This window comes from Bradyrhizobium sp. CCBAU 51753 (assembly GCF_015291565.1).
GTDB lineage: Bacteria > Pseudomonadota > Alphaproteobacteria > Rhizobiales > Xanthobacteraceae > Bradyrhizobium > Bradyrhizobium ivorense.
In genome coordinates this window covers 4388169-4408848 of record NZ_CP030037.1, presented here as the reverse complement: position 1 = coordinate 4408848, position 20680 = coordinate 4388169, and the positions used below count along the sequence as shown (strand labels likewise).

The window sequence follows — 20680 nt, the reverse complement described above, 5'->3', positions numbered from 1 at the left end:
GCGAGCCGATGCTCATCGTGCAAACATCGTCGATAGCAAATAGCTTTTCTTCGGTCCCGACACCTCGTGGTCGATCGTGAATCGTCCATCCGGCAAGAACGCATAGCGGCTGCGGTAGAGATCGGCGGCGCAGAGGTGCGTCGACTGCCCGCTGAGCGTGCCGTCCGCGCGCGTCAGCTTGACCTCGTGAAACAGCCGCAGCGGGATTTCGGCGAAATAGACGGCGAAGCCGGCTGGCCTTGCCGCGAACACGTATTTGCGCTCGGCCTCGAACTCCTGCGCGTCGAGCTTGATACGTCCGCGCTCGTGATAGGCGAGGTTTCCGTCAACGCCGTCGCTGAAGGTGGCGGTGCCCTGCATCCAGCCGCGGCCGTCGAGACGGCGCAGCAGCTTCCACTCGCCCCTCAGGCAGGCAAAGACGTCGCCCGGCGATCGCCACGCGCTGACAACAGCCGCCTGAGGTCCGTCAGCGATCATGGCCACACCGCAATCGCATAGGGGCTCATCCCTCTCCGCTTGGCTCGCTGCCTCGACCGCGCCGTGGTGGCACACATGTCGGCGGCGGTCCATGGCCTTGTCGTAGCCGCGGATTGACCCGCATCGGCAGCATATCCATATGGGACGGGCCGACCGGCCAAACCTGCCGCTTCGGATCAGCCTGGACACAGCCGACCGCTGGCGGGGTCCTTCATGCACTCTTCGTTCGGGAGTTTTCGTGGCGGCACTGTCCATTCTCGATCTCGTCCGCGTCACCCAGGACACCGATGCGCGGGGCGCGCTGTACAATGCGCGCGATGTCGCGGTTCATGCCGAGGCCTGGGGCTATCGCCGCATCTGGGTGGCGGAGCACCACAACATGGCGGGCATCGCCAGCGCCGCGACGTCGGTGGTGATCGGGCATATCGCGGCGGGGACCAAGACCATCCGGGTCGGCGCCGGCGGCATCATGCTGCCGAACCACGCGCCCTACGTGATTGCCGAGCAGTTCGGCACGCTGGCGCGGCTGTTTCCGGATCGGATCGACCTCGGGCTCGGCCGCGCGCCGGGAACGGATCAGCTGACGCTGCGGGCGCTACGCCGCACGCCGGAGGCCGCCGAGAATTTTCCGCAGGACGTGCTCGAGGTGCAGGCCTTCCTGGCCGAGGCCGGTCCCAACCAGCGCATCCAGGCGGTGCCGGCCGCAGGCACCGACGTGCCGCTGTGGATTTTGGGATCGAGCAATTTTGGCGCGATGCTGGCCGGCGAGCTCGGCCTGCCCTACGCCTTCGCCTCGCATTTCGCGCCTGAACTTCTGATCCAGGCGCTGCAGATTTACCGTGCGCGTTTCAAGCCGTCGGAGCAGCTCGACCGGCCCTACACCATGGTCGGCGTCAACATCATCGCCGCCGAGACCGACGACGAGGCACGGCGCCTCGCGACCACGCAGCAGATGTCGTTCACCAACATCTTTCGCGGCGCGCGCGGCCTGAGCCAGCCGCCGATCGACGACATCGAGAGCTACTGGTCGCCGTCGGAAAAGGCGCAGGCGATGCGGATGCTGACCCGCTCCATCGTCGGCTCGCCCGAGACGGTGCGCGCCGGCATCGACGCACTGGTCGCCGAGACCGGCGCCGACGAGCTGATGATCGTGTCGGATGTCTACGATCACCAGAAGCGGCTGCGCTCGTTCGAGTTGATCGCGAAGGCCGGCGGGATCGTGTAGGGCGGATTAGACGGTCGGTCGGCATTATCCCCGTCATTGCGAGCGAAGCGAAGCAATCCATTTGACCGCGTACGCGGAGGGATGGATTGCTTCGTCGCCAACGCTCCTCGCAATGACGGCCGAAGGCAATAGCGTGGCCCTCACCCGTGATAGGCGAACAGCTCGATCGGCTCGGCAAAGCCGCGCACCGAATGCTCGCCGACATGTTCGAGCTTGAACTCGCTGGCGACGAGGTCGGCGAATTCGCGCGACAGCAGCACCGGCTTGCCGAGCTGTTTTGTCAGGGCCTCGAGCCGCGAGGCCATGTTGACGGCGGGACCGATCACGGTGAAGTCGAGCCGGGCCTTCGATCCGATATTGCCGTACATGACGTCGCCGACGTGGACGCCGATGCCGTAGCGCAGCGGCGCGCTGCCGGCAGTGCGCTTCTCGTTCAGCGCCGCCATCGCCTGGCGCGCCTCGGTCACGGCGCGCAGCAAATTGGCGCAGGCCTTTGGCTCGTCGAGCGGAAAGATCGCGAGCAGGCCGTCGCCCATGAATTTGAGGATCTCGCCGCCGTGCCGCGCAATCGGCTCCGACATCGCGTCAAAGTAGTCGTTGAGCAGGTCGATCACGTCGTCGCGCGGCCAGGAGTCCGAGATTCGGGTGAAATCGCGCAGGTCGCAGATCAGGATGGCGGCGCGCACGGTTGCGCCGCTGCCGCGCCTTGTGGCGCCGGCCAAAATCATTTCGCCGGCGTGGGCGCCGACATAGGTTTCCAGCAGCGTGCGCGCCAGCCGGTTCTTCATGCGGATTTCGCTGACCAGCGCGAGCAGCGGCAGCAGGCGCTGCAGCGTTGCGATATGCGCGTCGTCGAAGCCGCCGACCCGGTCGGTCGAGAACGCCACCATATGCTTCTTGCCGAGCGTATGGAGCATCGGCCACGCCACATAGTCGGTCAGCCCCTGCGCCCGCAGCTCGTCGTAGACGCCATGCTTGCGGCCCTTCTCCGGACCGTCCGCCAGCCGCTCGCGGATCTCGGTGACGCCGCCCTGGATCTCCTCGACCGGGCTGCCGATAAATTCGGGGCGCTGCGTGACGTCGTAATCGACCCGCGTGATCGTCGCCTCCTGCGCGCCGTTGATCCACAGGATCCGGGCGCCGAGCCATTGCGGGTGCTGGATCAACAGATGCAGCGACGCCCGCTTCAGCGGAATGCCCGCGCGCTGCAGCCGCAGGCACAGCTCGGCGAACAGATTGTCGATGAAGCGCTGGTCGCGCGTCTCGGTGGTCAGCCAGCGCACGACGTCGCTTTCGGTCAGCGCGGTGGCGGGATCGATGTCTGGGGGCATGGCGTGGTCCTCGCCGGTCAGGTGCACCGGCGAACCACCATATGTGCGTCGCGTCGCACCGCGTCAATGACCGCCCTGCACGCCCCCCGTGCCGCGGCCGGTTCGGGCACCCGTGGGGCGACGCGGAATCGTTTGGCTTTCGATCCAATCGTATTATTGTTGCATTCAACAACAATTGATGCGCCGTCCGGCGCGAGGATCGAACCGGAGAGATCGCCGTGCCAGCGCGCGCCGCCAAGGCCGAAGCGAAGTCCGAAGCGAAGTCTGCCGCATCGGGGAAGCGAAAGCCGAAGGCCGAGGCCCAGGATATCGATGCGAGCGCCGATGTCGGCCTCGACGGCCTCGCCTTGCACGTCGGATACGCGGTGCGGCGCTTTCAGCTCTGGATCTTCCAGGACTTCATCAAGACGCTCGCAGCGGTCGACATCACGCCGACGCAGTATTCCGTGCTGACGGTGATATCGGCCAATCCGGGCCTGACCCAGATGGCGGTGGCAAAGCGCCTCGGCATCGAGCGCGCGCGGCTGGTCCATCTCTTGAACGCGCTGGAGCAGCGCAACCTGGTCAAGCGCGCGGCGTCCAAGGTCGACCGGCGCAGCCATGCCCTGCATCTCACCGCGTCAGGCGAGGCATCGCTGCGCCAGTTCAAGCTGCTCGCCGCCGAGCACGAGCGGCATGTCATCGAGAAGATCGGCAAGGACAACCGCGAGCGGCTGCTCGAGATCCTCGCGTCGTTCCGCTAGCCGAGTTTGTGCAGCGAGTTTGCGGAGACTCCCCCTCACCCGGATTGCTTCGCAATCCGACCTCTCCCCGCACGCGGGGCGAGGTGAAGCGGAGTCCGTTGCTCACGCCGCGTTCAGCGCCTGGGCGATGTCGGCGATCAGGTCGGAGGGATGCTCGATGCCGATCGAGAGGCGGATGGTCGAATCGAGCACGCCGATCCTGTGGCGGATCGCGGCCGGCACGCCGGAATGGGTCATGGTGGCCGGCAGGCTCGCCAGCGATTCAGTGCCACCGAGGCTGACCGCGAGCTTGAAGATCTGCAGGCTGTTGAGGAATTTTTCCGCGGCAGCCTGCCCGCCGGCGATGTCGAACGAGAAGGTCGAGCCGGCGCCGGAGCACTGGCTGGCGAACACCTGGCCCGCGGGCGAGCCGGCGTCGTGGTGACCGAGATAATGCACGGCGGCGACCTTGGGATGGTCGCGCAGATAGTCGGCGACCAGGCGCGCGTTGCGGTCGGCCTTCTCCATGCGCAGGCTGAGCGTTTCCAGCGAGCGGCTGATCATCCAGCAGGAATGCGGGTCGAGCTGGGTGCCGATGGCGCCGCGCAGCGCCTTGACGTCCTTCATCAGCGCCTTGGAGCCGAGCGCCGCGCCTGCGATCAGGTCGGAATGGCCGCCGACATATTTTGTCAGCGAATACAGCGACAGATCGGCGCCATGCTCGATCGGCCGCTGAAACACCGGCCCGAGCAGCGTGTTGTCGCAGGCGATGACAGGCGTATGGCCCTGCGCCTTGCCGATCATGTCGGCGATCCGCCGCGTCAGCGCGACGTCGACCAGACCGTTGGTCGGATTGGCCGGCGTCTCGATGAAGATCATCGACACCCGCCCTTTCTTCATCGCCTCTTCCGCCGCAGCGCGGACGGTCGCCTCGTCGAGGCCGTCGGCAAAACCCACCGCGCCGATCGAGAGCCCGGCCAGCGTCTTGGTGAACAGCGTCTCGGTGCCGCCATAGAGCGGTTGCGAATGCAGGATCACGTCGCCCGGCCGCGCGAACGCCAGCACCGTGGTCGAGATCGCCGCCATGCCCGACGAGAACAGCGCGCAGCTCTCGGTGCGCTCATAGATCGCCAGCCGATCCTCGACGATCTCGCTGTTCGGATGGTTGAAACGCGAATAGACCAGCCCCGCGCCCATCCCCTCCGGCGGCTCGCGCCGGCCGGCGACAAAGTCGAAAAAGTCCTTGCCGTCCTCGGCGGTGCGAAACACGAAGGTCGAGGTCAGAAACACCGGCGGTTTGACCGCGCCCTCCGACAGCTGCGGATCATAGCCGTAGTTCAGCATCAGCGTTTCCGGATGCAGCGTGTGATTGCCGATGTGGGTTCTGGATGGAAACGGTTTTGTCATGGCCGGTCTCCTTGACTTGCGGACACGCCGAACGGGCGGCGATTGCCGGAATCGTCCGTCGAAGGGTAATCCATCCCTGTGAAATCCGCTAAGGCCGCGCTGCGTGATTTCGGTGCACACGGGACGATTTGCCTCGCCCCTTCCTCCACAGCCGGAATCCGCCCTCGAACGCATTGGCGTTGTCGCCGAACCGCACATTGCGCGGCGGGTGATCGACGTGCTCGGCATTGCCGCCGCCGAGCACGACGTAGTCGGGCTCCAGCGCGGCGGCGAGCAGCGCGATGACGTCGTCGACGGTCTTGCGCCACTTCTTCTTGCCGCGGCGTTGCAGGCCCGCCGCGCCGACATAGTCCTCGAAGGTCTTTCCGTGGCGGTACGGCAGATGCCCGAGCTCCATCGGCTCGAAGGTGCCGTCCACGATCATCGCCGAGCCGAGGCCCGTGCCGAGGCCAAGGAACAGCATCCGGCCGCCCTGATAGCTGCCGATCGCCTGCATCAGGGCATCGTTGACGACTTTGGTCGGGCGCGCGAACGCCTTCTGGAAGTTGAAGCCGGCCCAGCCGCGGCCGAGATTGTAGGGCTCCCGCAGCGGCCGGTTGTTCACAACCGGCCCGGGATAGCCGATCGAGATGACGTCATAGGACCAGTCCTTGGTCAGCGCCTTGACCTTGCGCACCATTTCTTTGGCCGAGAGGCGGGGACCGGATTCGAACTCGCGCCTGACGCGCTCCCGGTCGGTCATGACCTTGACGTGGGTCCCGCCGATGTCGATCACCAGGATCGATCGCCGCGATGTCAGCTTCCTTGCCTTCTTTGCCATGCAAGAGGCATAGCACAAAATCGTAGCCCGGATGAGTGAAGCGACATCCGGGGTTTTCCCGCATGTCGCTCCGCTCATGCGGGCTACGCACTACTACGCGCGACTACATCACGTCGGCGGGGTCAGATCACGCGGTGTAATGACTACCAGCCACGCTCCAGGTTGCGCACCGCGCCGCTGCGCGCGTCGACGTCGACCTTCATCCAGCGGCCGGCGCCATCGCGGCCTTCGATCTCCCACTCGTCGCCGAGGAACTGGGTCTCGGAGACCGTCACGATGCCGAGATCGGTTGCGACGTCGAGCGCAGCCTGCATCGAAATCTGGCTACCGGAATCGTAGGCCATCGCCGGCGTCGCTGCGCCGAGCGCGAGGGCCGCGATGATCGGAACAATGACTTTTCGCATGGTGCACTCCTGTCGAACGGTTGAACAATCATCCCGCAATAGAACGAGCGGCAGGGGCACCCGGTTCCGAAATTGGAAAGCACGAAACCGCACGAAACTTCGGCAGTTGCGGCGATTTGGTGACGGTTCCCGCCGCGCTGACGTCACAGCTTCGTTCTCCATCCGACTCCATTTTGTTCGCAAGGAACGAATCGGAATCGAACAAATCGGCGCGAGGCGTTTCTTAACAAGGGGTTTGCGCAAACTTGTAGCCCGGATGCAGCGAAGCGAAATCCGGGAGCATCTCCGCAGAGACACTGTCCCCGGATTACGCTTCGCTCCATGCTTGCATCATCATCGGGCCGCGCGATCGCGCGTCCGATGACGATGTCAGCGATAGCGCGCGCGTCGCGGCCAATTCGGCAGCGTCACTGCGCAAGGCTCAGCAGATCATGGGATCGTCGCCCTGGTCGCAAACACCGCCGGGCATATTCTGAGGCGACGCATGGGATCCGACGGAGAACAGCGGCCGGGTCAAGGCATAGCTGTCTGTCCATTGCCCGGGCTGGGATACGCTCACCCTGCTCGTCACCATCTCGTGTCGCCCGGATGCGGGCATCGCCTGCGCCGCGGCTGACGCAGTGAGCATAACGATCGCGAGCAATCCCGCGGACAGGCACTTGACCGACGTCATCGAACTTCTCCTTTGGTGGCTTCAGCACGATCGAGGCACCTTGCCTCTGCTGAATTCAGTTCGTGCACCGGTCATGACGGCCCGCGCCGCGCTTTATTCCGACGCGGCCGGGCCGACGGTCCCGATCAAACTGTTTGTGATGTCTCGTGAGAAATCGAGAAGCAGGCCGCAATGCCGCCTTGTTCTGCCTCTGACTCCATTTTGTTCGCAAAGAACGAATCGGAATCGAAGAAATCGGCACGAATCGATTCTTAACAAGACGTTTGCGCCAATTCGTAGCCCGGATGCAGCGAAGCGAAATCCGGGACAGCCTCTCCGCGGAGACCGTCCCCGGATTGCGCTCCGCTCCATCCGGGCTACGCGGCCGATCGTGCAGGCAAGCACCCATCCACGTCATTGCGAGCCAACGGGTCGGCCCGAAGGGCCGCCCGATGACAGGCTCCGCGAAGCAATCCATGGTCCCGCATCTGCGGAGCGATGGATTGCTTCGTCGCTTCGCGCCTCGCAATGACGGATTATCCACGGTCGGGTTCGCGAAGTAATCCGCCATCGGTGACGACACGGCACCAATTCGTAGCCCGGATGCAGCGAAGCGAAATCCGGGACAGCCTCCGCGGAGACACCGTCCCCGGATTGCGCTCCGCTCCATCCGGGCTTCTGTAACGGGCCTTGGTTAGTCAATCCCTTTTTGCATCATCCGCTCGCCGGGAACCTGCTTCTGTACGGGATCGGCGCGGTGGCCGTCGCCTGATGGGGTTCTAAGAGGAGCAGGTCGGCCAATCTACGGAAGCGTGATCGCATCGTGGGATGCGTCGACAACCCGGATGACGGCCTGACCTGATCCATCGTCCCGGCGAAGGGACTTCGCTTCGGGAAGGCTGGTGTGGTGACCCGCCCGAAAACTTGTTTGCTCCTGTTTTAAGCCGCCATGGCGGTTGCCTTGGCAGTCGCGTTGAAGGGGACGTTGTCCTTGAGCATGCGCAGCATGATCACGGCGAGCTTGCGCGCCAGCGCCACCTTGGCCTTGCTGATGCCGGCGCGGCGGGCGATCCGCATCGCCCAGCTCTTGAGCTGCGCGCAGCCCTTGATCGGCTTGCTCAGGATGCTGTGGGCGGCCTCATAGAGCGCCTCGCGCACCGCGGCGTCGCCGTTTTTGCTGATGCGGCCGGAATAGTCGGTCTCGCCCGACTGATACTTCTTCGGCGTCAGCCCGAACAGCGGCCCCGCCCGCTTCGACGAAATGAAGCGGGAGGTGTCGTCGATGGCGCTGGCATAGGTCAGCGAGGTGACCGGTCCTACGCCCGGCGTCGACATCAGCAGCCTGGCCTTGGCATCCAACCGCGACATCGCCCGCACCCGCTTCTCAAATCCGTTGAACTCGCGCACCAGCACCGTGTGGGCCGCGAGCAGCGCCTCGGCGATCGTCTCGAGCGCCGGATGGCCGGTCACCAGCTCGCGGATCCGTGGCGCAAAGCTGCGCTTGGTTGTCTTGCCGACCTTCAAGCCGAAGCCACGCAAGATCCCGCGCAGGCTGTTCTCGACGTCCTGGAGCTTGTTCTGGACCAGCTTGCGCGCCGTCAGCATTGCGCGGGTCTCCTGCGCGCTCATCGACTTGCAGTGGACCGGCCGGAACCAGCCGAGCCGGATCAATTGTGCGATATTGCGGGCATCGTTGCGGTCAGACTTCACCGGCATCGCCTTGAACGCGTCGCTCACATGGCGCGTCTCCAGAAGCTCGACCGCCAGACAGGCCTTCTTCATCGCCGCATAGAGCCATTGCGACAGCGGTCCGGCTTCAAGTCCGATCCTGGCCAGATCGAACCCGAGCGAGCGGAACCAGTCGATCAGCGCCTCCGGCTCGCTCGCCACCTTGGCCTCGCGAACGATCTTGCCGTTCGCATCGACAACGCACACGCTGGAGCATTCCAATGACACGTCGATTCCGGCATAATGGTCCATGGTCGTCTCTCCTCGATGCTTGGAGCGGGCTCAAGCCCCGACTCCGTTACACCATCAATGTGAGGGACGACCGCCTCCCTTCCAAGCAAGCCGCGCGACGCGCGCATCAAAACAGCGCCGTAGCTAGCGCGGCTTGCTTGGAAGGGAGGACCGCGGGCCCGTTACCCCATCTACGCGGCCGATCGTGCAGGCACCATCCACGTCATTGCGAGCCAACGGGTCGGCCCGAAGGGCCGCCCGATGACAGGCTCCGCGAAGCAATCCGTCGTCCCGCATCTGCGGAGCGATGGATTGCTTCGTCGCTTCGCGCCTCGCAATGACGGCTGATCCACGGTCGGGTTCGCGAAGTGGCGGATTACGCGGAGCCTGTCATCGGGCCGCCCTACGGGCGGACCCGTTGGCTAACCCGCCCTACGCTTTCTACGTCATCGTAGTCGAGCTCCGGCCGCAGCGCCCGCATCTTCTCGGCAAGCCGGCGGCTCCCCGTCTCCGTCGCGCGCGCCAACTGGTTGGCGACCGCGACATGGTCGGCATCGCTCTTGTGCTGATTGAGCTTTGACTGGCCCTCGATCTCGTCGACGACGAGATCGATCACCCGGATCGCCGCCAGCATCGTTTCGCGCTTTGTCGGCTCCATCTGCGCGAGATCCCAGGGCTGCTTCGGCAGCCGCGCCTCGGCGGCCGCAAGCAGCGCATCGCCGTGGCCGCGGTTGTCGCCGGTCGCACGCAGATGCGCGACGCCGGACAGATGCACCGCCTCGTAGAGCCAGGTCGAGACGTTGTCGCGCGAGGCGTACCAGTCGTTGGAGACGTAGGCGTCGTCGCCGGAGACGATCAGCAGGAAGCGCCGTTTGCCGTCGGCGAGCTCGACCAGCGGGTTCTTCGCCGTGAAGTGCACTTGCACGGTGACGCCGCCATCGCGCTGTTCGATCACGAACGGCACGTGGGATGCGCGCGGCCCGTTCGCGTCCGCGGCGACGATGACGCCAAAGCCACGCGCGGCGGCAAACTCCAGCGCGCGCTGCTGTTCGATCCGGAACTGGGGACGGAGGATGTGCATGACGAGCGGCGATGCGTTCAGGTGATCTCGTACACCGACACCTTGTCGGCGATGCCGCTCAAGGTCACGGTTTTCTGCGTCGGCCGCAAGCCGTTGGCCTCGAGCAGGGCCCGCGTCTCGGCGTTCTCCAGCACCGCCTCCGTCACCACGATCGAGCGCGAGGCGGCTAGTCCCTGGACCCGCGAAGCGATGTTCACGGTCTGGCCGAAATAATCCTGCTGGCCGTTGAGGGTGACGGCAAGGCACGATCCTTCATGAATGCCCATCTTCAGGCGCAGGCTTTGATGCTGCCGCTCGGCGCCGAGATCGCTCATCGCCTCCTGCATGCGGATCGCGGCGGCGATCGCCCGGTCCGGGGTCTCGAAGGTCGCCATCACGGCGTCGCCGATGGTTTTCACCACCGCGCCCCGCTCCGCCGCGATGATCTCCTGCAGCAGGCGGAAATGCTCGTTGACGAGATCGAAGGCGACGAGGTCGCCGACGCGATCATACAGCGCGGTGGAATCCTTGAGGTCGCTGAACAGGAAGGTCAGGCTCAGGATCTTGAGGCGCTGGCCGATCGCCAGCGTCTCGGTGCGGTAGAGGTCGCGAAAGGTCTGGTTGGTGAGCAGGCGCTTTGCGGTCAAATACGGCTTGCGCCGCCCCAGGAGATCGTCGAGCGCCTGGCTCGCCACCCACACCGCCGGCAGCACGCGGGCGTCGGTGCGGTTTTCCAAAGTCAGCCGCAGCGGCCCGGGACGCAGCACGGTGGTGTCGACCGGCACCTGGATCTTGTTGAAGACAACGGTGAGATTCTGCCGCTCGCGCGCCTCCTCGCCCCTGACGTCGAGGAATTGCGCCGCATGCGTCACCGGATCGAACACGATCAGCGTGCCCGCCGGCACGTTCATGGACAGGATCGCGCGTTCCCCCGCCGGCAGATCGACGGTTTCGAGCGTGGCCTCGCGCAGCGGCTGCTCAAGATCGTCGGGCAGATCGATCGCCGAACTCCAGAAGATCTGGCGGTAGTACTCGGCCACCGACAATTCGTCGGGATTATGCGCTGCGATCTTGCGCAGCCGCGGGCTGACCGTGAAGGTGACCTCGACTAGATTGTCGAGCGTCGTCTCGTACCCCACGGCGCAGAATCCGCAATTGTATTGCGCGCTGGTCAGGGTCTTCAGGCTCTTGTTGGCGGACAGCACCCCGGCGCAGCTCGGGCACATCACGGCCCAGGTCATCTCGAGCATGCCGAGCGACACCGCATGCAGCAGCCCGGCGATCACCTGCTCCTCGGCCAGACCGCTGCTGGCCGCAAGGTCGAGCGGGTTCATCCGGTTCAGCGCAAGGTCCGGTGCATCCCGCACCATGCGCTCGAGCATGTCGACGACCGCCTCGTCGGCCGACTGACGTAGCACAGCAAACAGGGTCTCCGCTTCACTCATGCGGCAAATGTCGCATGAATGCCGACCCGGCGGAAGCCCGCGGGCAAATCAATTGCGCGTATCGAATACCGCTGACAAACCCGTCATCCTGAGGTGCGAGCCTCTTCGGCGAGCCTCGAAGGATGAATCGGCCACTAGCCGGGCCGTCGACCCTTCGAGGGCCGCTGAAGAAGCGGCCACCTCAGGGTGACGGTGATAGGATTGTGCGCACAGTCTCTCCACCGTCGTCCCGCCTTTCGCCGGGACGACGACTGAATGTGGCCTGCCATTCCACCGTTGAATTGACAGCAGGTGGCAGTTACCCTTCCCCACCTCGCGCGACGGAAGGAACATCATGAACGGCAATCGGCATTACGGGGTTCGCGTCGAGGGCGCGAAATATGGCGTGGGGTTCGGCTCGGCGCTGGCGATCGCGATCTCCTACACCAAGAACCACTCGATCCTGTGGGCGATCATCCACGGCATTTTGGGCTGGTTCTACGTGATCTATGCCGCGCTGTTCGGGTGACGCGCAAGCGATGAGCGTGATCTCCATTCAGTCGCAGGTGGCCTGGGGCCATGTCGGCAACAGCGCCGCGGTGTTTCCGATCCAGCTCGCCGGCATCGACGTCATCTCGGTGCCGACCACGCTGCTCAGCAACCGGCCGGGCTATCCGACCATCCGCGGCCGGGTGCTCGACGTGCAGCTGGTCGCGGACCTCCTGCAAGGCATCGAGGAGCGCGGCGCGATCGCGGGCGCGACCATGATCCTGTCGGGCTATCTCGGCTCGGCCGACATCGCCCACGAGGTCGCCGAGTTCGTCGCCCGCGCCAAGGCGCAAAACCCTGCGCTGCTGTATTGCTGCGATCCCGTGCTCGGCGATCGCGACCGCGGCATGTTCGTCCGCCCGGACATCCCGCCGCTGGTGCGCGACACCCTGTGCCCGCTCGCCGACATCATCACGCCCAATCATTTCGAGTTCGAATTTCTCTGCGGCGCGCGCGTGACCACGGCCGATGCCGTGATCGCGCAGGCCGGTGCCGTGATGGCCCGCGGCCCCTTGACCATCGTCGTCACCAGCGCCGAGCTCGCCGATACGCCCGACGGCGAGATCGAGACGCTGGCGATCGAACGCAACGGCGGCTGGCGCGTGCGCACGCCGCGTGTGCCGATCAGCCCGTCCGGCACCGGCGACCTGTTCGCGGCGCTGTTCGCGTCGGCCCGCGTGCGCGGCGCGGCAACGCCGGATGCGCTGAGCGATGCGGCATCCGCGATCCACGGCGTGCTCGAGCGCACGGCGCAGCGAGGCACCGAGGAAATGCGCATTGTCGCGAGCGCGGACGTGATGCTTGATCCGAAGCACCGCTTTGCGGCCGTCGCCATTGCCGCACCTCACCATCCGGGACCCGTCTGATGATCGACCTCACCACCCTTCTCACCTACGCGGCCGTCGTGCTCGGCCTGTTCCTGATCCCCGGCCCGGCCGTGCTGCTGGTGCTGGCGCGCTCCGTGACCGGCGGCCCGCGGGTCGGCGTCGCCACCGGCTTCGGCATTGCGCTCGGCGATCTCGTCCACACCGCGATGGCGACGTTCGGCCTGTCGGCGGTGCTGATGACCTCGGCGCTGGCGTTCTCGATCGTGAAGTATGCCGGCGTGATCTATCTGATCGTGCTCGGCATCCGCGCGCTGTTCGAGAGGAACGACGACCTGCATCTGCCGGCGTCGCAGCCGGTCGATGCGCAGCGCGCGTTCCGCCAGGCGATCTGGGCCGAAATGCTCAACCCGAAGACCGCGCTGTTCTTCCTCGCCTTCCTGCCGCAGTTCGTGCATCCCGGTCACGGCTCCGCGGTCGCGCAGTTCGCCACCCTCGGCCTGATCTTCGTCGCGATGAGCGCGGCCTACACCTCGCTGCTGGCGCTCGCGGCCGGCCAGATCAGCCCGTGGATCCGGCGCAACAAGAGCATCGGGCGCTGGCAGGGCCGCGTGGTCGGCACCATCTACATCGCGCTCGGCGTCCGCCTCGCCTTCCAGGAGCGGTGAGCGATAATGTCTCCCCTGAAGCCGCAAGCCAGCTACGATGACTTCGCTCGACTCGATATCCGAATCGGAAAGGTCGTCGAGGTGCAGCCGTTTCCGCGCGCCCGCAACCCCTCTTACAAGGTCGGCGTCGACGTCGGCGCGGAGCGAATCATGTGGTCGAGCGCGCAGATCACCAATTATGAACCGGCGGCGCTGCTCGGCTCGCTGGTGGTGTGCGTCTGCAATTTCGGCGCCAAGAACATCGCGGGCTTCATCTCGGAACTTTTGATTCTCGGCGCCAAGGACGCCGCGGGCAACGTCATCGTGCTCGGCCCGCGCAGCGAGGTTAACGTGGGCGAAGCGGTCTTCTGACCTCGCTGATCACGGCCGCGTGATTCAAATCGTCAGCAATTCCCGTAGTTTCCCGATGGGGGATCATCCGGATTCTCCGAAACGATCCCGACTGCTATCACAGGGTGCGAGATGAGACTCGCCATGGGAATGGGAATCCGGAAATGCCCGCAGTCTACTTCCACTGCTCCGACGACAAGCACGTGATTCTGGATCGCGCCGGCGCCGCGATGAACCTCGGCGAAGCGCGCGAGCATGCGGAATGCCTGGTGCGCAGCTATCTGATGACGCCGAGCGTGGAGGACTGGCGGAACTGGGTGCTGCACGTCACCGACGATCTCGGCGACGAGATCTTCGATCTGCCGTTCGTCGACGTCCTCGGCCAGATGCACTGAGAGGGCGCCATGCACACGATGGAACTCACCCTGCGATCGCTGCGCCGCCGCCTCGCCGCCCTGGTCGCGCGCGGTCTGGCGCTGATCGAAGGCGTCTCGCACCCCTATCGCCCCGAATTGCATTACATGCGCGGCCCCGGCCCGAAATGGCGCGCCCGGCATCAGGCCGCGCTGCGCGACTAAAGTCGAAGGCGGCGCGGCGGCGCCCTCAACGAGAAAAGGCCGGCGGGCGTTACGCCACCGGCCCTCTCCTGCAGCTGCCGGCTCGAACAGTCCGGTTCCGCCGCAATTCCAGCCTGGCTCAAGCTTGCCGTGAGACTTTTAATCAAATCTTAACGCCATGGCGGTGAGCTGGGTCACACGGACTCCATCATTGTGCCGCGCATCTGCTCGGTTGCTGATCAAGCGTGATGTTCTGCACATGGTTTTGCGCCGATCGCTCGACGAACAAGCGCAACGCACGCAGGAAACACGCGACTCAGTGTTACCCTGTGCTGCATACCGAAGGAGACATCGGAATGCCGTACTACACCTTCGATCTTGTGGTGGGAGACGAGTTCCGTGATCAGGGAACCATCATCCTCGAAAACCTTCTCGTGGCCTCCGATCGCGCCGACCAGCTCGCCTGCGAGCTGTCGCAGGTCAAGCCGGAGCTGAAGGCGCGCGGCTGCGCGGTCCGCGTCACCGACGCCGATCGCAGCGAGCTGTATCGCACGCCGCTCGATCCGGTGCCGCAATGGCGCAAGGCGGGCTAGCGTCCGCCACTGCGCTCGGACTTGCCGCTCGCGTCAGGTGACCGCCCTCACCGCGCGGTCTTGATCTTGGCGCGCGTGGCGACCGGGTCGACCAGGCCCGGCAGGAAGCTGAAATTGGCCGACGTCTTGCCGTCGACCAGCGTCGCGAAGTTGTGGCAGCTGATGCACGAGCCCGGACCCGGCAGGCTCGGATCGCTGCCGGTGTAGTTCTGGATGTAGGTCTCGAGCGTGATGTTCGAGAGCATGCCCGGCACTGCGTTTGATGGCACCGGATTCGGCGGCGTCGGCGGTTCGAGCTGGCCTCCCCATTGCGTGCCGATCAGCATGTAGTTCTGAAACACGCTCTTCGTCGAGGCCAGCGCCATCCGCCACTGCTCGTTCAGATTGGTGGTGGTCGGATAGATCTGCCAGCAGCGCACCGCCTGCGGCAGCGCGGTGGCCTTGCTGGTGCCGCCCTGCGCGTAAGGCGGCCGGGGATTCCACGGGAAGCGCGTCTTGGTGCCGAGCAGGTTCTGCGGCGCGATGTTGGTGCCGAGGCCCGACTGCGCCGGATCGTAGTACGAGTAATGCGCGCCGGGCGCGCTCGCCGCCGGCCCGCAGCTCGGCTGGTTGATCCAGTAGGTCGGGCTCTTGGCATCGCCGCAGCCGTTGGAGACGTTGCACGGCGTCTGCGCCTGCGGCGCGTTGTTGACGTGCTCGAAGGTCGCCCAGATCCATTGCGGCCGCAGCGCCTTGTTCTTCTCGACGAACGGGTTGCGCTGCAGGATGTGCATCCCGACCAGGCCAACCTTCTCGCTGCGGCAGAACGGCTGGCCGTTGCTGACGAGATCGCCGGAGACCGCGAGCAGGATGTTCTGCGTATAATATTTCGAGACGTCGTCCTTGCTGGGATCGAGCACACGCCACGCCGCCTTGATCTCGATCGAGCCGTTCTTGCCGTCGGGCATCGAGGCCGACGCGGTGAATTCGGCGCCCTTCGGATTGTTCTTGATGAAATTGAGCTGGCCGTCGCGCGTCGTCAGCTTCTGCGACGACAGGCCCTGGGGCGCGCGCAAATACGACGCCTCGATCGCGTTGACGCGGCGCTCGAACAGCGTCCAGTTGCCGTTGACGTCGATCAGCGGCAAATTGGTCGAGGCCTGCAGATATTCTTCATTGTTCGGCGCCGGCGCGCCGTTGCCGTCGGAGCCGATGTAGAACGTCGGCAGCGCGAGTGCCTGGCGGCAGCCGGCGCGGTTCTTCGAATTGCCGAACAGCGCGCTGACCTTGGGATAGCCCTGCCAGACCCGCGGCCCCGGCATCGTCAGCCCTTGCGCCGCCGGCTGGTCGACGCCGCTGAGCGCCCAGTTCAGCGCCACGAACATCTGCCAGGCCATGTTGTCGAACGGGGTCTGCAAATCCTCCGACGCCTTTTGCGGCGGCTGGCCGTAGAGGCCGTTGTAGCCGTCGGTGAGCGCGAGCAGCGGATCCGGCCCGATATAGGCCGGCAGCTTTGCGCACAGCGCGCCCTTGCCGTCGACGCAGAACTGCGCCTGGGGCTGATAGGAGGACTGCGTCTGCGCGACCAGCGGCGACGCCGCGATCGCCACCGCTATCACAAACGGCAGCAGGATTGCAGATAGCCATGTCTTCATGGTCTTCGTCTTCATGGAAGCCCCCGAACCCACCGACCAAAGCCGTCAAACGCCCGCAATCGGGCGCTGGCGGCCATCGCCCGGCACCAGAACAAAGTTGAAATATAGCTAGCTCACTACTTGAGATTAATAACATCGCCGGTGCTGCTGCACAACCGCGATTTATATTCACTATTTAAGATTGTAGTTGCAGCCGAGCGACGATAACGGCGTCTGCACGTGACGCCGTTACTTCTTCAAGGTGAGCCGGCCGATGAAGTCACGCTTGCCGAGCGGGGCGCCCTTGTGGCGCAGGATGTCGTAGGCCGTGGTCGAGTGGAAAAAGAAGTTCGGCAGCGAGAACGACATCAGAAAGCCTTCCGCCGTGAACGGCATCGTGCGGTCGCCGACCTTGAAGGTGACGTCGCGTCCGACCAGCGCGTTGACGCTATCAGGCGTCAGGCCCGAGAGCTCGCTATGCGCATCCTTCACCAGCGCCTGCAACGCGGCATAGTCCAGGTCGGGCTTGGCTGAAGGCGGCACGAATACGCCGTTCTTCGCCGCGTCCATCGCGCCGCGCGAATGATGCGCGAGCGAGACCACCTGGAAGCGGAGCGGCAGCATGTCGGGAAACAGCCGGGTCTCGACGATCTCGGCGGGATCGACGCCCGCCTCCTTGAAGTGCGCGAGGCTCTTGTCGAGGAAGCTGGTGACGGCGCCGAGGATCTGCAGGTAATTGGCGACGGTCGCGTCGTAGAGTGAAAAGGCCATGGCGAATTCCCCCAGATGAAATTGTGCTGTTTTGCAATTATAGAGGCCCCGGAATTTCCGGCCAAGGCAAGTAATTAGAGCAGCGCCGGGGCATCGCAAGCCGCACGATCCGGCGCAGATCGCCGGATCATGTGCTCAAGCATCGTCTTGCCGGGTCGTCAGCCCTGGCTCGGGCCGCGCATGATCTTCATGGCCTGCTCGACATGACGCCAGTCGCGGGCCTCGTCGGTGTCGCCCTTGCTCTCGCACGCGATGGCGTTCTGCGCGGCCTGGGCGATCGCCTGCGGGCCGTGCTTCTGCAGCATTTGACGTGCGATGGTGTGGATTTCGGTCTCGGCAATCATGGCGCTCTCCTCCGCTGTCCGATCTCGCAGGGACCGGCCTGGCGCTGTCCCGCGGGGCTGGGATCAAAACCGCCGAATGCGATGTCTGGTTCCAGGCGACGGCCCGACTCGCCGCAATGACGGGTTCCCACGCGCCACGGCAGCGGGTTACAGAGAGAGACTGCCGAGTCTTTCGAAGCGACCGTGACCATGGCCCAGAACATCTATGACGACCCCGGCTTCTTTGCCGGCTACAGCCGGTTGCCGCGGCAGGTCCGCGGCCTCGTCGGCGCGCCCGAATGGCCGGCGATCCGCGCCATGCTGCCCGACGTCGCGGGCAAGCGCGTGGTCGATCTCGGCTGCGGCTTCGGCTGGGCCGCGCGCTGGATGCGCGAGCAAGGCGCTGCGGGCGTGCTCGGCATCGACCTGTCGCAGAACATGATCGCGCGGGCGAAAGAGATGACGCAGGATCCGGCCATCGCATACGAGATCGCCGATCTCGAAACGCTCGACTTGCCGGAGGGCGCGTTCGATCTCGCCTACAGCGCGCTCGCCTTCCACTACATCAGGGATTTTGATCGGCTGGCGCGCATGCTGCATCGCGCGCTGCCCCCGGAGTCGCATTTGGTTTTCACCATCGAACATCCGGTCTACATGGCGGCCGCGCATCCGCGCTGGGGAGCCGATGAGGACGGCCGCAAGACCTGGCCGGTCAACCGCTATTTTATCGAAGGCGAACGCCGCACCGAATGGTACGTGCAAGGCGTGCTGAAATATCATCGCACCATCGGGACCACGCTCAACACGCTGATGAGCGCGGGCTTTGCGCTCCGTCATATCGAGGAGTTCTCACCGACGCCGGAGCAGATCGCGGCGATACCTGAACTCGCCGACGAGCTCGAACGCCCGATGATGCTGCTGGTGTCAGCGCAGCGCTAGATTCTCGTTTGACGCGTTTTCTTCACGCGAACCGGCATCCACTTCGCTGGAAAACGCTCTCACGCCGCCGCGAGCTTGTCGAAATCCTCCGGCGGGTAGGATTTTCCATCCTTGTCGGTGATGACGACCTGCCATCCCTCGCTGGCCCAGACCCGGGCCTTGGCCACGATGAGCCAGGTGCTCTCGCGTTCGATTCTGACCGTTTCGTTCTCGCGTTCTGCGATCATCTTGTAGGCCAACGCTTGTCCCTCACCGACGCATTCTGCTCGGCCGTCTGTTGGCAGCGGCTTTGGGCCGGAATTCGCCGGGAGCGTGACAATTTGGTGAAAGCGCTTGCGCACCTACGCAAACGCGCAACGTGCGGTCGCGGCTACGCCAGCTTTCCCATCAAGGTCGGCATGTCCAGCGCCGACGAGTTGACATTGACGCTGCGCGCGAACCGCATCTGCGGCCCTTCGAACGTGCAGGTCACGGTGTCGCGGAACGCCGATTCGACGAAGGTCCAGGTCATCACGAAGGTGCGCAGGTCGCGCCAGCTGCCGCTCGCGACCACGCGCATCAGATCGGGCTGGTACTCGTGGTGCAGCTTGTTGCCGGTCATCGTCGTCGTGCCCTCGCGCGGCGCGTCGAGCCCGACCTCGATTCTGTGCGTGCCCCTGCCGTCCTCGAGCGTGAAGATGCAGGTCTTGTCGGCGAAGCTGAGAGTCACCGACTTGATGGCGTCGGCGTTCTCCGGCATCTGCCACGTCTTGCCCGAAATTCCGGCGGCGACCGGCGACGAAGCCGGCACCAGCGGCGGCAGCAATTGCAGCGCTGCGGTGCGCGCCTTCAGCCTGGCTGCATCGGCATCGTTGTTCGCCGCCGCGCCGGAGAACATCGCGGGGAAATGGCGGAACACGAGCTTGTTGAAGCCGCTGCGCTGCGGAATGCCGGCCGTGATCGCCAGCACCGCATTGTGCTTCGGGAAGACGAAGCTGAGCTGGTCGAACAGGCCGTCGGCGTAGAACGTGCCTTCCGGCCCGATCCACCATTGATAGCCGTAGGTATCCTTGACGTGCGGCTGCTGTACGGCGGCGACCCAGTCGGCCGGCAGCACCTGCTTGCCGTTCCACATCCCGTTCTGTGCGTGCAGGATGCCGAGCTTGAGGGCGTCGACCGTCTTCCAGCTCAGGCCGTTGGCGCCCGGCGAGATGCCCTCCGGCCCGACCGGCCATTCATGGCCTGAAATTTCAAGCGGATCAAAAAGGCGCGGCTTCAGATAATCGGCCACCGCCTCTCCGGTCGTCCTGGTCACGATCGCGGACAGCAGATGGGTCGCGGCCGAGGTATAGACCCATTTGGTGCCGGGCTGGTGGACCACCGGGATCTTGAAGAACTCGGCGACCCAGCTGGTCTTGATCGGCCGCCATGCCGAGCCCGACGTCATCGACGCATGGCCGGTGCGCATGGTCAACAGATCCTCCACCGTCATCGCGGCGAGCTTGTCGTCGACGACCGGCGGCAGCTTGTCCTTGAAGAACGACACCGCCTTGTCCTGCAGGCCGAAGCGCTTGTCGGCGATCGCAAGGCCCACCGCGCAGGCGGTGACGCTCTTGGTCAGCGAATGCATCATGTGGTTGAGATCGGCGCGGTACGGCGACCACCAGCCCTCGGCGACCACCCGGCCGTTGCGCCAGAGCATGAAGCTGTGCAGCTCGTAGCCCTGGCGATCAACCTCGTCGAGGAAATCTGTGATCGCCGACGGCGCGATGCCCTGCTCGTCGGGCCGGCCGCGCACGAGCCCATCGGCAGAGGCGGTCTCGGCTCGTGCCGGCGTAACGATACGCCCATCCGGCGCAAACATCATGGCCGCGCCGCCCATGAACAGCTGCAACGCACCGCGTCGCGAGGGCTGCCCCAATGAAATGCCGTCGGATTTTTCGTTGTTATCTGGCATGGCGCGCTCCTCGGGAAGAGGAGCGGAGGTTATGGCGCCGGCCGGCCCTGTCAACGCAGGGCAATCGCATATGTGGCGCACAAGCTTATCAGCTGG

General features: G+C 65.0%; 24 protein-coding genes. 10 read left to right on the top strand and 14 right to left on the bottom strand.

Annotation, left to right across the window (positions count from 1 at the left end; translation table 11 throughout):
- Positions 1 to 12: 12 nt before the first annotated feature.
- Positions 13 to 477, bottom strand: a complete 465-nt coding sequence (locus XH93_RS19905) for a DUF6314 family protein (protein WP_246799721.1) — start codon at positions 475 to 477, stop codon at positions 13 to 15.
- 238 nt (positions 478 to 715) lie between these two features.
- On the opposite strand from XH93_RS19905, the gene XH93_RS19900 reads away from it, so the two are divergent.
- On the top strand, positions 716 to 1702 hold the full coding sequence (locus tag XH93_RS19900; RefSeq protein ID WP_194474845.1) for an LLM class flavin-dependent oxidoreductase: 987 nt from the start codon (positions 716 to 718) through the stop codon (positions 1700 to 1702).
- 140 nt (positions 1703 to 1842) lie between these two features.
- Here XH93_RS19900 and XH93_RS19895 read toward each other — a convergent pair whose 3' ends face one another.
- Positions 1843 to 3033, bottom strand: a complete 1191-nt coding sequence (locus tag XH93_RS19895) for an adenylate/guanylate cyclase domain-containing protein (protein WP_194474844.1) — start codon at positions 3031 to 3033, stop codon at positions 1843 to 1845.
- 218 nt (positions 3034 to 3251) lie between these two features.
- On the opposite strand from XH93_RS19895, the gene XH93_RS19890 reads away from it, so the two are divergent.
- On the top strand, positions 3252 to 3776 hold the full coding sequence (locus XH93_RS19890; RefSeq protein WP_194474843.1) for a MarR family winged helix-turn-helix transcriptional regulator: 525 nt from the start codon (positions 3252 to 3254) through the stop codon (positions 3774 to 3776).
- A 102-nt stretch (positions 3777 to 3878) separates the two neighbouring features.
- Here the strand turns inward: XH93_RS19890 and XH93_RS19885 are convergent, their stop codons facing one another.
- The 7 genes from XH93_RS19885 to XH93_RS19855 form a co-directional block, all read right to left on the bottom strand.
- Positions 3879 to 5162 (bottom strand): cystathionine gamma-synthase family protein, encoded by a 1284-nt coding sequence (locus XH93_RS19885; RefSeq protein ID WP_194474842.1) that lies wholly within the window; start codon positions 5160 to 5162, stop codon positions 3879 to 3881.
- An 88-nt stretch (positions 5163 to 5250) separates the two neighbouring features.
- Positions 5251 to 5982 carry an ROK family protein gene (locus XH93_RS19880; RefSeq protein WP_194474841.1) on the bottom strand — a complete coding sequence of 244 codons (732 nt, stop codon included), beginning with the start codon at positions 5980 to 5982 and terminating at the stop codon, positions 5251 to 5253.
- A gap of 143 nt (positions 5983 to 6125) precedes the next feature.
- Positions 6126 to 6386 (bottom strand): PepSY domain-containing protein, encoded by a 261-nt coding sequence (locus tag XH93_RS19875; RefSeq protein WP_139484027.1) that lies wholly within the window; start codon positions 6384 to 6386, stop codon positions 6126 to 6128.
- Between the two features lie 421 nt (positions 6387 to 6807).
- Entirely contained in the window at positions 6808 to 7059 is a 252-nt protein-coding gene (locus XH93_RS19870; RefSeq protein ID WP_194474840.1) for a hypothetical protein, read from the bottom strand.
- A 918-nt stretch (positions 7060 to 7977) separates the two neighbouring features.
- Entirely contained in the window at positions 7978 to 9018 is a 1041-nt protein-coding gene (locus XH93_RS19865; RefSeq protein WP_139862237.1) for an IS110 family transposase, read from the bottom strand.
- A 382-nt stretch (positions 9019 to 9400) separates the two neighbouring features.
- Entirely contained in the window at positions 9401 to 10078 is a 678-nt protein-coding gene (locus XH93_RS19860; protein WP_194474839.1) for an FMN-binding negative transcriptional regulator, read from the bottom strand.
- A 17-nt stretch (positions 10079 to 10095) separates the two neighbouring features.
- Positions 10096 to 11502, bottom strand: a complete 1407-nt coding sequence (locus XH93_RS19855; protein WP_194474838.1) for an adenylate/guanylate cyclase domain-containing protein — start codon at positions 11500 to 11502, stop codon at positions 10096 to 10098.
- Between the two features lie 334 nt (positions 11503 to 11836).
- On the opposite strand from XH93_RS19855, the gene XH93_RS19850 reads away from it, so the two are divergent.
- The 7 genes from XH93_RS19850 to XH93_RS19820 all read left to right on the top strand — a co-directional run bounded on the left by XH93_RS19850 (position 11837) and on the right by XH93_RS19820 (position 15002).
- Positions 11837 to 12010 (top strand): hypothetical protein, encoded by a 174-nt coding sequence (locus XH93_RS19850; protein ID WP_194474837.1) that lies wholly within the window; start codon positions 11837 to 11839, stop codon positions 12008 to 12010.
- 10 nt (positions 12011 to 12020) lie between these two features.
- On the top strand, positions 12021 to 12896 hold the full coding sequence (gene pdxY, locus XH93_RS19845) for a pyridoxal kinase PdxY (protein WP_194474836.1): 876 nt from the start codon (positions 12021 to 12023) through the stop codon (positions 12894 to 12896).
- Positions 12896 to 13522 (top strand): LysE family translocator, encoded by a 627-nt coding sequence (locus XH93_RS19840; protein WP_194474835.1) that lies wholly within the window; start codon positions 12896 to 12898, stop codon positions 13520 to 13522. The genes pdxY and XH93_RS19840 overlap by 1 nt, the downstream gene beginning before the upstream one ends.
- Before the next feature lie 6 nt (positions 13523 to 13528).
- Positions 13529 to 13873 (top strand): tRNA-binding protein, encoded by a 345-nt coding sequence (locus tag XH93_RS19835; RefSeq protein ID WP_194474834.1) that lies wholly within the window; start codon positions 13529 to 13531, stop codon positions 13871 to 13873.
- A 143-nt stretch (positions 13874 to 14016) separates the two neighbouring features.
- Positions 14017 to 14247, top strand: a complete 231-nt coding sequence (locus XH93_RS19830; RefSeq protein WP_194474833.1) for a hypothetical protein — start codon at positions 14017 to 14019, stop codon at positions 14245 to 14247.
- Between the two features lie 9 nt (positions 14248 to 14256).
- Entirely contained in the window at positions 14257 to 14430 is a 174-nt protein-coding gene (locus XH93_RS19825; RefSeq protein WP_194474832.1) for a hypothetical protein, read from the top strand.
- Positions 14431 to 14765: 335 nt separating this feature from the next.
- Complete coding sequence (locus XH93_RS19820) at positions 14766 to 15002, top strand: hypothetical protein (RefSeq protein ID WP_194474831.1); 237 nt, start codon at positions 14766 to 14768, stop codon at positions 15000 to 15002.
- Between the two features lie 47 nt (positions 15003 to 15049).
- Here XH93_RS19820 and XH93_RS19815 read toward each other — a convergent pair whose 3' ends face one another.
- The 3 genes from XH93_RS19815 to XH93_RS19805 all read right to left on the bottom strand — a co-directional run bounded on the left by XH93_RS19815 (position 15050) and on the right by XH93_RS19805 (position 17730).
- Positions 15050 to 16651, bottom strand: a complete 1602-nt coding sequence (locus XH93_RS19815) for a hypothetical protein (protein WP_246799668.1) — start codon at positions 16649 to 16651, stop codon at positions 15050 to 15052.
- A gap of 213 nt (positions 16652 to 16864) precedes the next feature.
- A complete protein-coding gene (locus tag XH93_RS19810) occupies positions 16865 to 17386 on the bottom strand; it encodes a DUF1993 family protein (RefSeq protein ID WP_194474830.1) in 522 nt (173 codons plus the stop codon).
- Positions 17387 to 17544: 158 nt separating this feature from the next.
- Positions 17545 to 17730 (bottom strand): hypothetical protein, encoded by a 186-nt coding sequence (locus XH93_RS19805; RefSeq protein ID WP_139484038.1) that lies wholly within the window; start codon positions 17728 to 17730, stop codon positions 17545 to 17547.
- A 189-nt stretch (positions 17731 to 17919) separates the two neighbouring features.
- On the opposite strand from XH93_RS19805, the gene XH93_RS19800 reads away from it, so the two are divergent.
- Complete coding sequence (locus tag XH93_RS19800; protein WP_194475240.1) at positions 17920 to 18648, top strand: class I SAM-dependent methyltransferase; 729 nt, start codon at positions 17920 to 17922, stop codon at positions 18646 to 18648.
- Between the two features lie 59 nt (positions 18649 to 18707).
- Here the strand turns inward: XH93_RS19800 and XH93_RS19795 are convergent, their stop codons facing one another.
- Both XH93_RS19795 and XH93_RS19790 read right to left on the bottom strand, forming a co-directional pair.
- On the bottom strand, positions 18708 to 18887 hold the full coding sequence (locus tag XH93_RS19795; RefSeq protein WP_139484040.1) for a hypothetical protein: 180 nt from the start codon (positions 18885 to 18887) through the stop codon (positions 18708 to 18710).
- A gap of 131 nt (positions 18888 to 19018) precedes the next feature.
- Complete coding sequence (locus XH93_RS19790) at positions 19019 to 20584, bottom strand: serine hydrolase (protein WP_194474829.1); 1566 nt, start codon at positions 20582 to 20584, stop codon at positions 19019 to 19021.
- Between the last annotated feature and the right edge of the window lie 96 nt (positions 20585 to 20680).

What these genes read in the sequence shown, in the direction of transcription:
- XH93_RS19825 (WP_194474832.1), top strand. Translation starts at nt 14,257, where the DNA reads ATGCACACGATGGAACTCACCCTGCGATCGCTGCGCCGCCGCCTCGCC.
- XH93_RS19855 (WP_194474838.1), bottom strand. Translation starts at nt 11,502, where the DNA reads ATGAGTGAAGCGGAGACCCTGTTTGCTGTGCTACGTCAGTCGGCCGAC.
- XH93_RS19875 (WP_139484027.1), bottom strand. Translation starts at nt 6,386, where the DNA reads ATGCGAAAAGTCATTGTTCCGATCATCGCGGCCCTCGCGCTCGGCGCA.
- XH93_RS19895 (WP_194474844.1), bottom strand. Translation starts at nt 3,033, where the DNA reads ATGCCCCCAGACATCGATCCCGCCACCGCGCTGACCGAAAGCGACGTC.
- XH93_RS19880 (WP_194474841.1), bottom strand. Translation starts at nt 5,982, where the DNA reads ATGGCAAAGAAGGCAAGGAAGCTGACATCGCGGCGATCGATCCTGGTG.
- XH93_RS19905 (WP_246799721.1), bottom strand. Translation starts at nt 477, where the DNA reads ATGATCGCTGACGGACCTCAGGCGGCTGTTGTCAGCGCGTGGCGATCG.
- XH93_RS19885 (WP_194474842.1), bottom strand. Translation starts at nt 5,162, where the DNA reads ATGACAAAACCGTTTCCATCCAGAACCCACATCGGCAATCACACGCTG.
- XH93_RS19840 (WP_194474835.1), top strand. Translation starts at nt 12,896, where the DNA reads ATGATCGACCTCACCACCCTTCTCACCTACGCGGCCGTCGTGCTCGGC.
- XH93_RS19810 (WP_194474830.1), bottom strand. Translation starts at nt 17,386, where the DNA reads ATGGCCTTTTCACTCTACGACGCGACCGTCGCCAATTACCTGCAGATC.
- XH93_RS19805 (WP_139484038.1), bottom strand. Translation starts at nt 17,730, where the DNA reads ATGATTGCCGAGACCGAAATCCACACCATCGCACGTCAAATGCTGCAG.
- XH93_RS19815 (WP_246799668.1), bottom strand. Translation starts at nt 16,651, where the DNA reads ATGAAGACGAAGACCATGAAGACATGGCTATCTGCAATCCTGCTGCCG.
- XH93_RS19835 (WP_194474834.1), top strand. Translation starts at nt 13,529, where the DNA reads ATGTCTCCCCTGAAGCCGCAAGCCAGCTACGATGACTTCGCTCGACTC.
- XH93_RS19870 (WP_194474840.1), bottom strand. Translation starts at nt 7,059, where the DNA reads ATGACGTCGGTCAAGTGCCTGTCCGCGGGATTGCTCGCGATCGTTATG.
- XH93_RS19860 (WP_194474839.1), bottom strand. Translation starts at nt 10,078, where the DNA reads ATGCACATCCTCCGTCCCCAGTTCCGGATCGAACAGCAGCGCGCGCTG.
- XH93_RS19865 (WP_139862237.1), bottom strand. Translation starts at nt 9,018, where the DNA reads ATGGACCATTATGCCGGAATCGACGTGTCATTGGAATGCTCCAGCGTG.
- XH93_RS19800 (WP_194475240.1), top strand. Translation starts at nt 17,920, where the DNA reads ATGGCCCAGAACATCTATGACGACCCCGGCTTCTTTGCCGGCTACAGC.
- XH93_RS19830 (WP_194474833.1), top strand. Translation starts at nt 14,017, where the DNA reads ATGCCCGCAGTCTACTTCCACTGCTCCGACGACAAGCACGTGATTCTG.
- pdxY (WP_194474836.1), top strand. Translation starts at nt 12,021, where the DNA reads ATGAGCGTGATCTCCATTCAGTCGCAGGTGGCCTGGGGCCATGTCGGC.
- XH93_RS19850 (WP_194474837.1), top strand. Translation starts at nt 11,837, where the DNA reads ATGAACGGCAATCGGCATTACGGGGTTCGCGTCGAGGGCGCGAAATAT.
- XH93_RS19820 (WP_194474831.1), top strand. Translation starts at nt 14,766, where the DNA reads ATGCCGTACTACACCTTCGATCTTGTGGTGGGAGACGAGTTCCGTGAT.
- XH93_RS19790 (WP_194474829.1), bottom strand. Translation starts at nt 20,584, where the DNA reads ATGCCAGATAACAACGAAAAATCCGACGGCATTTCATTGGGGCAGCCC.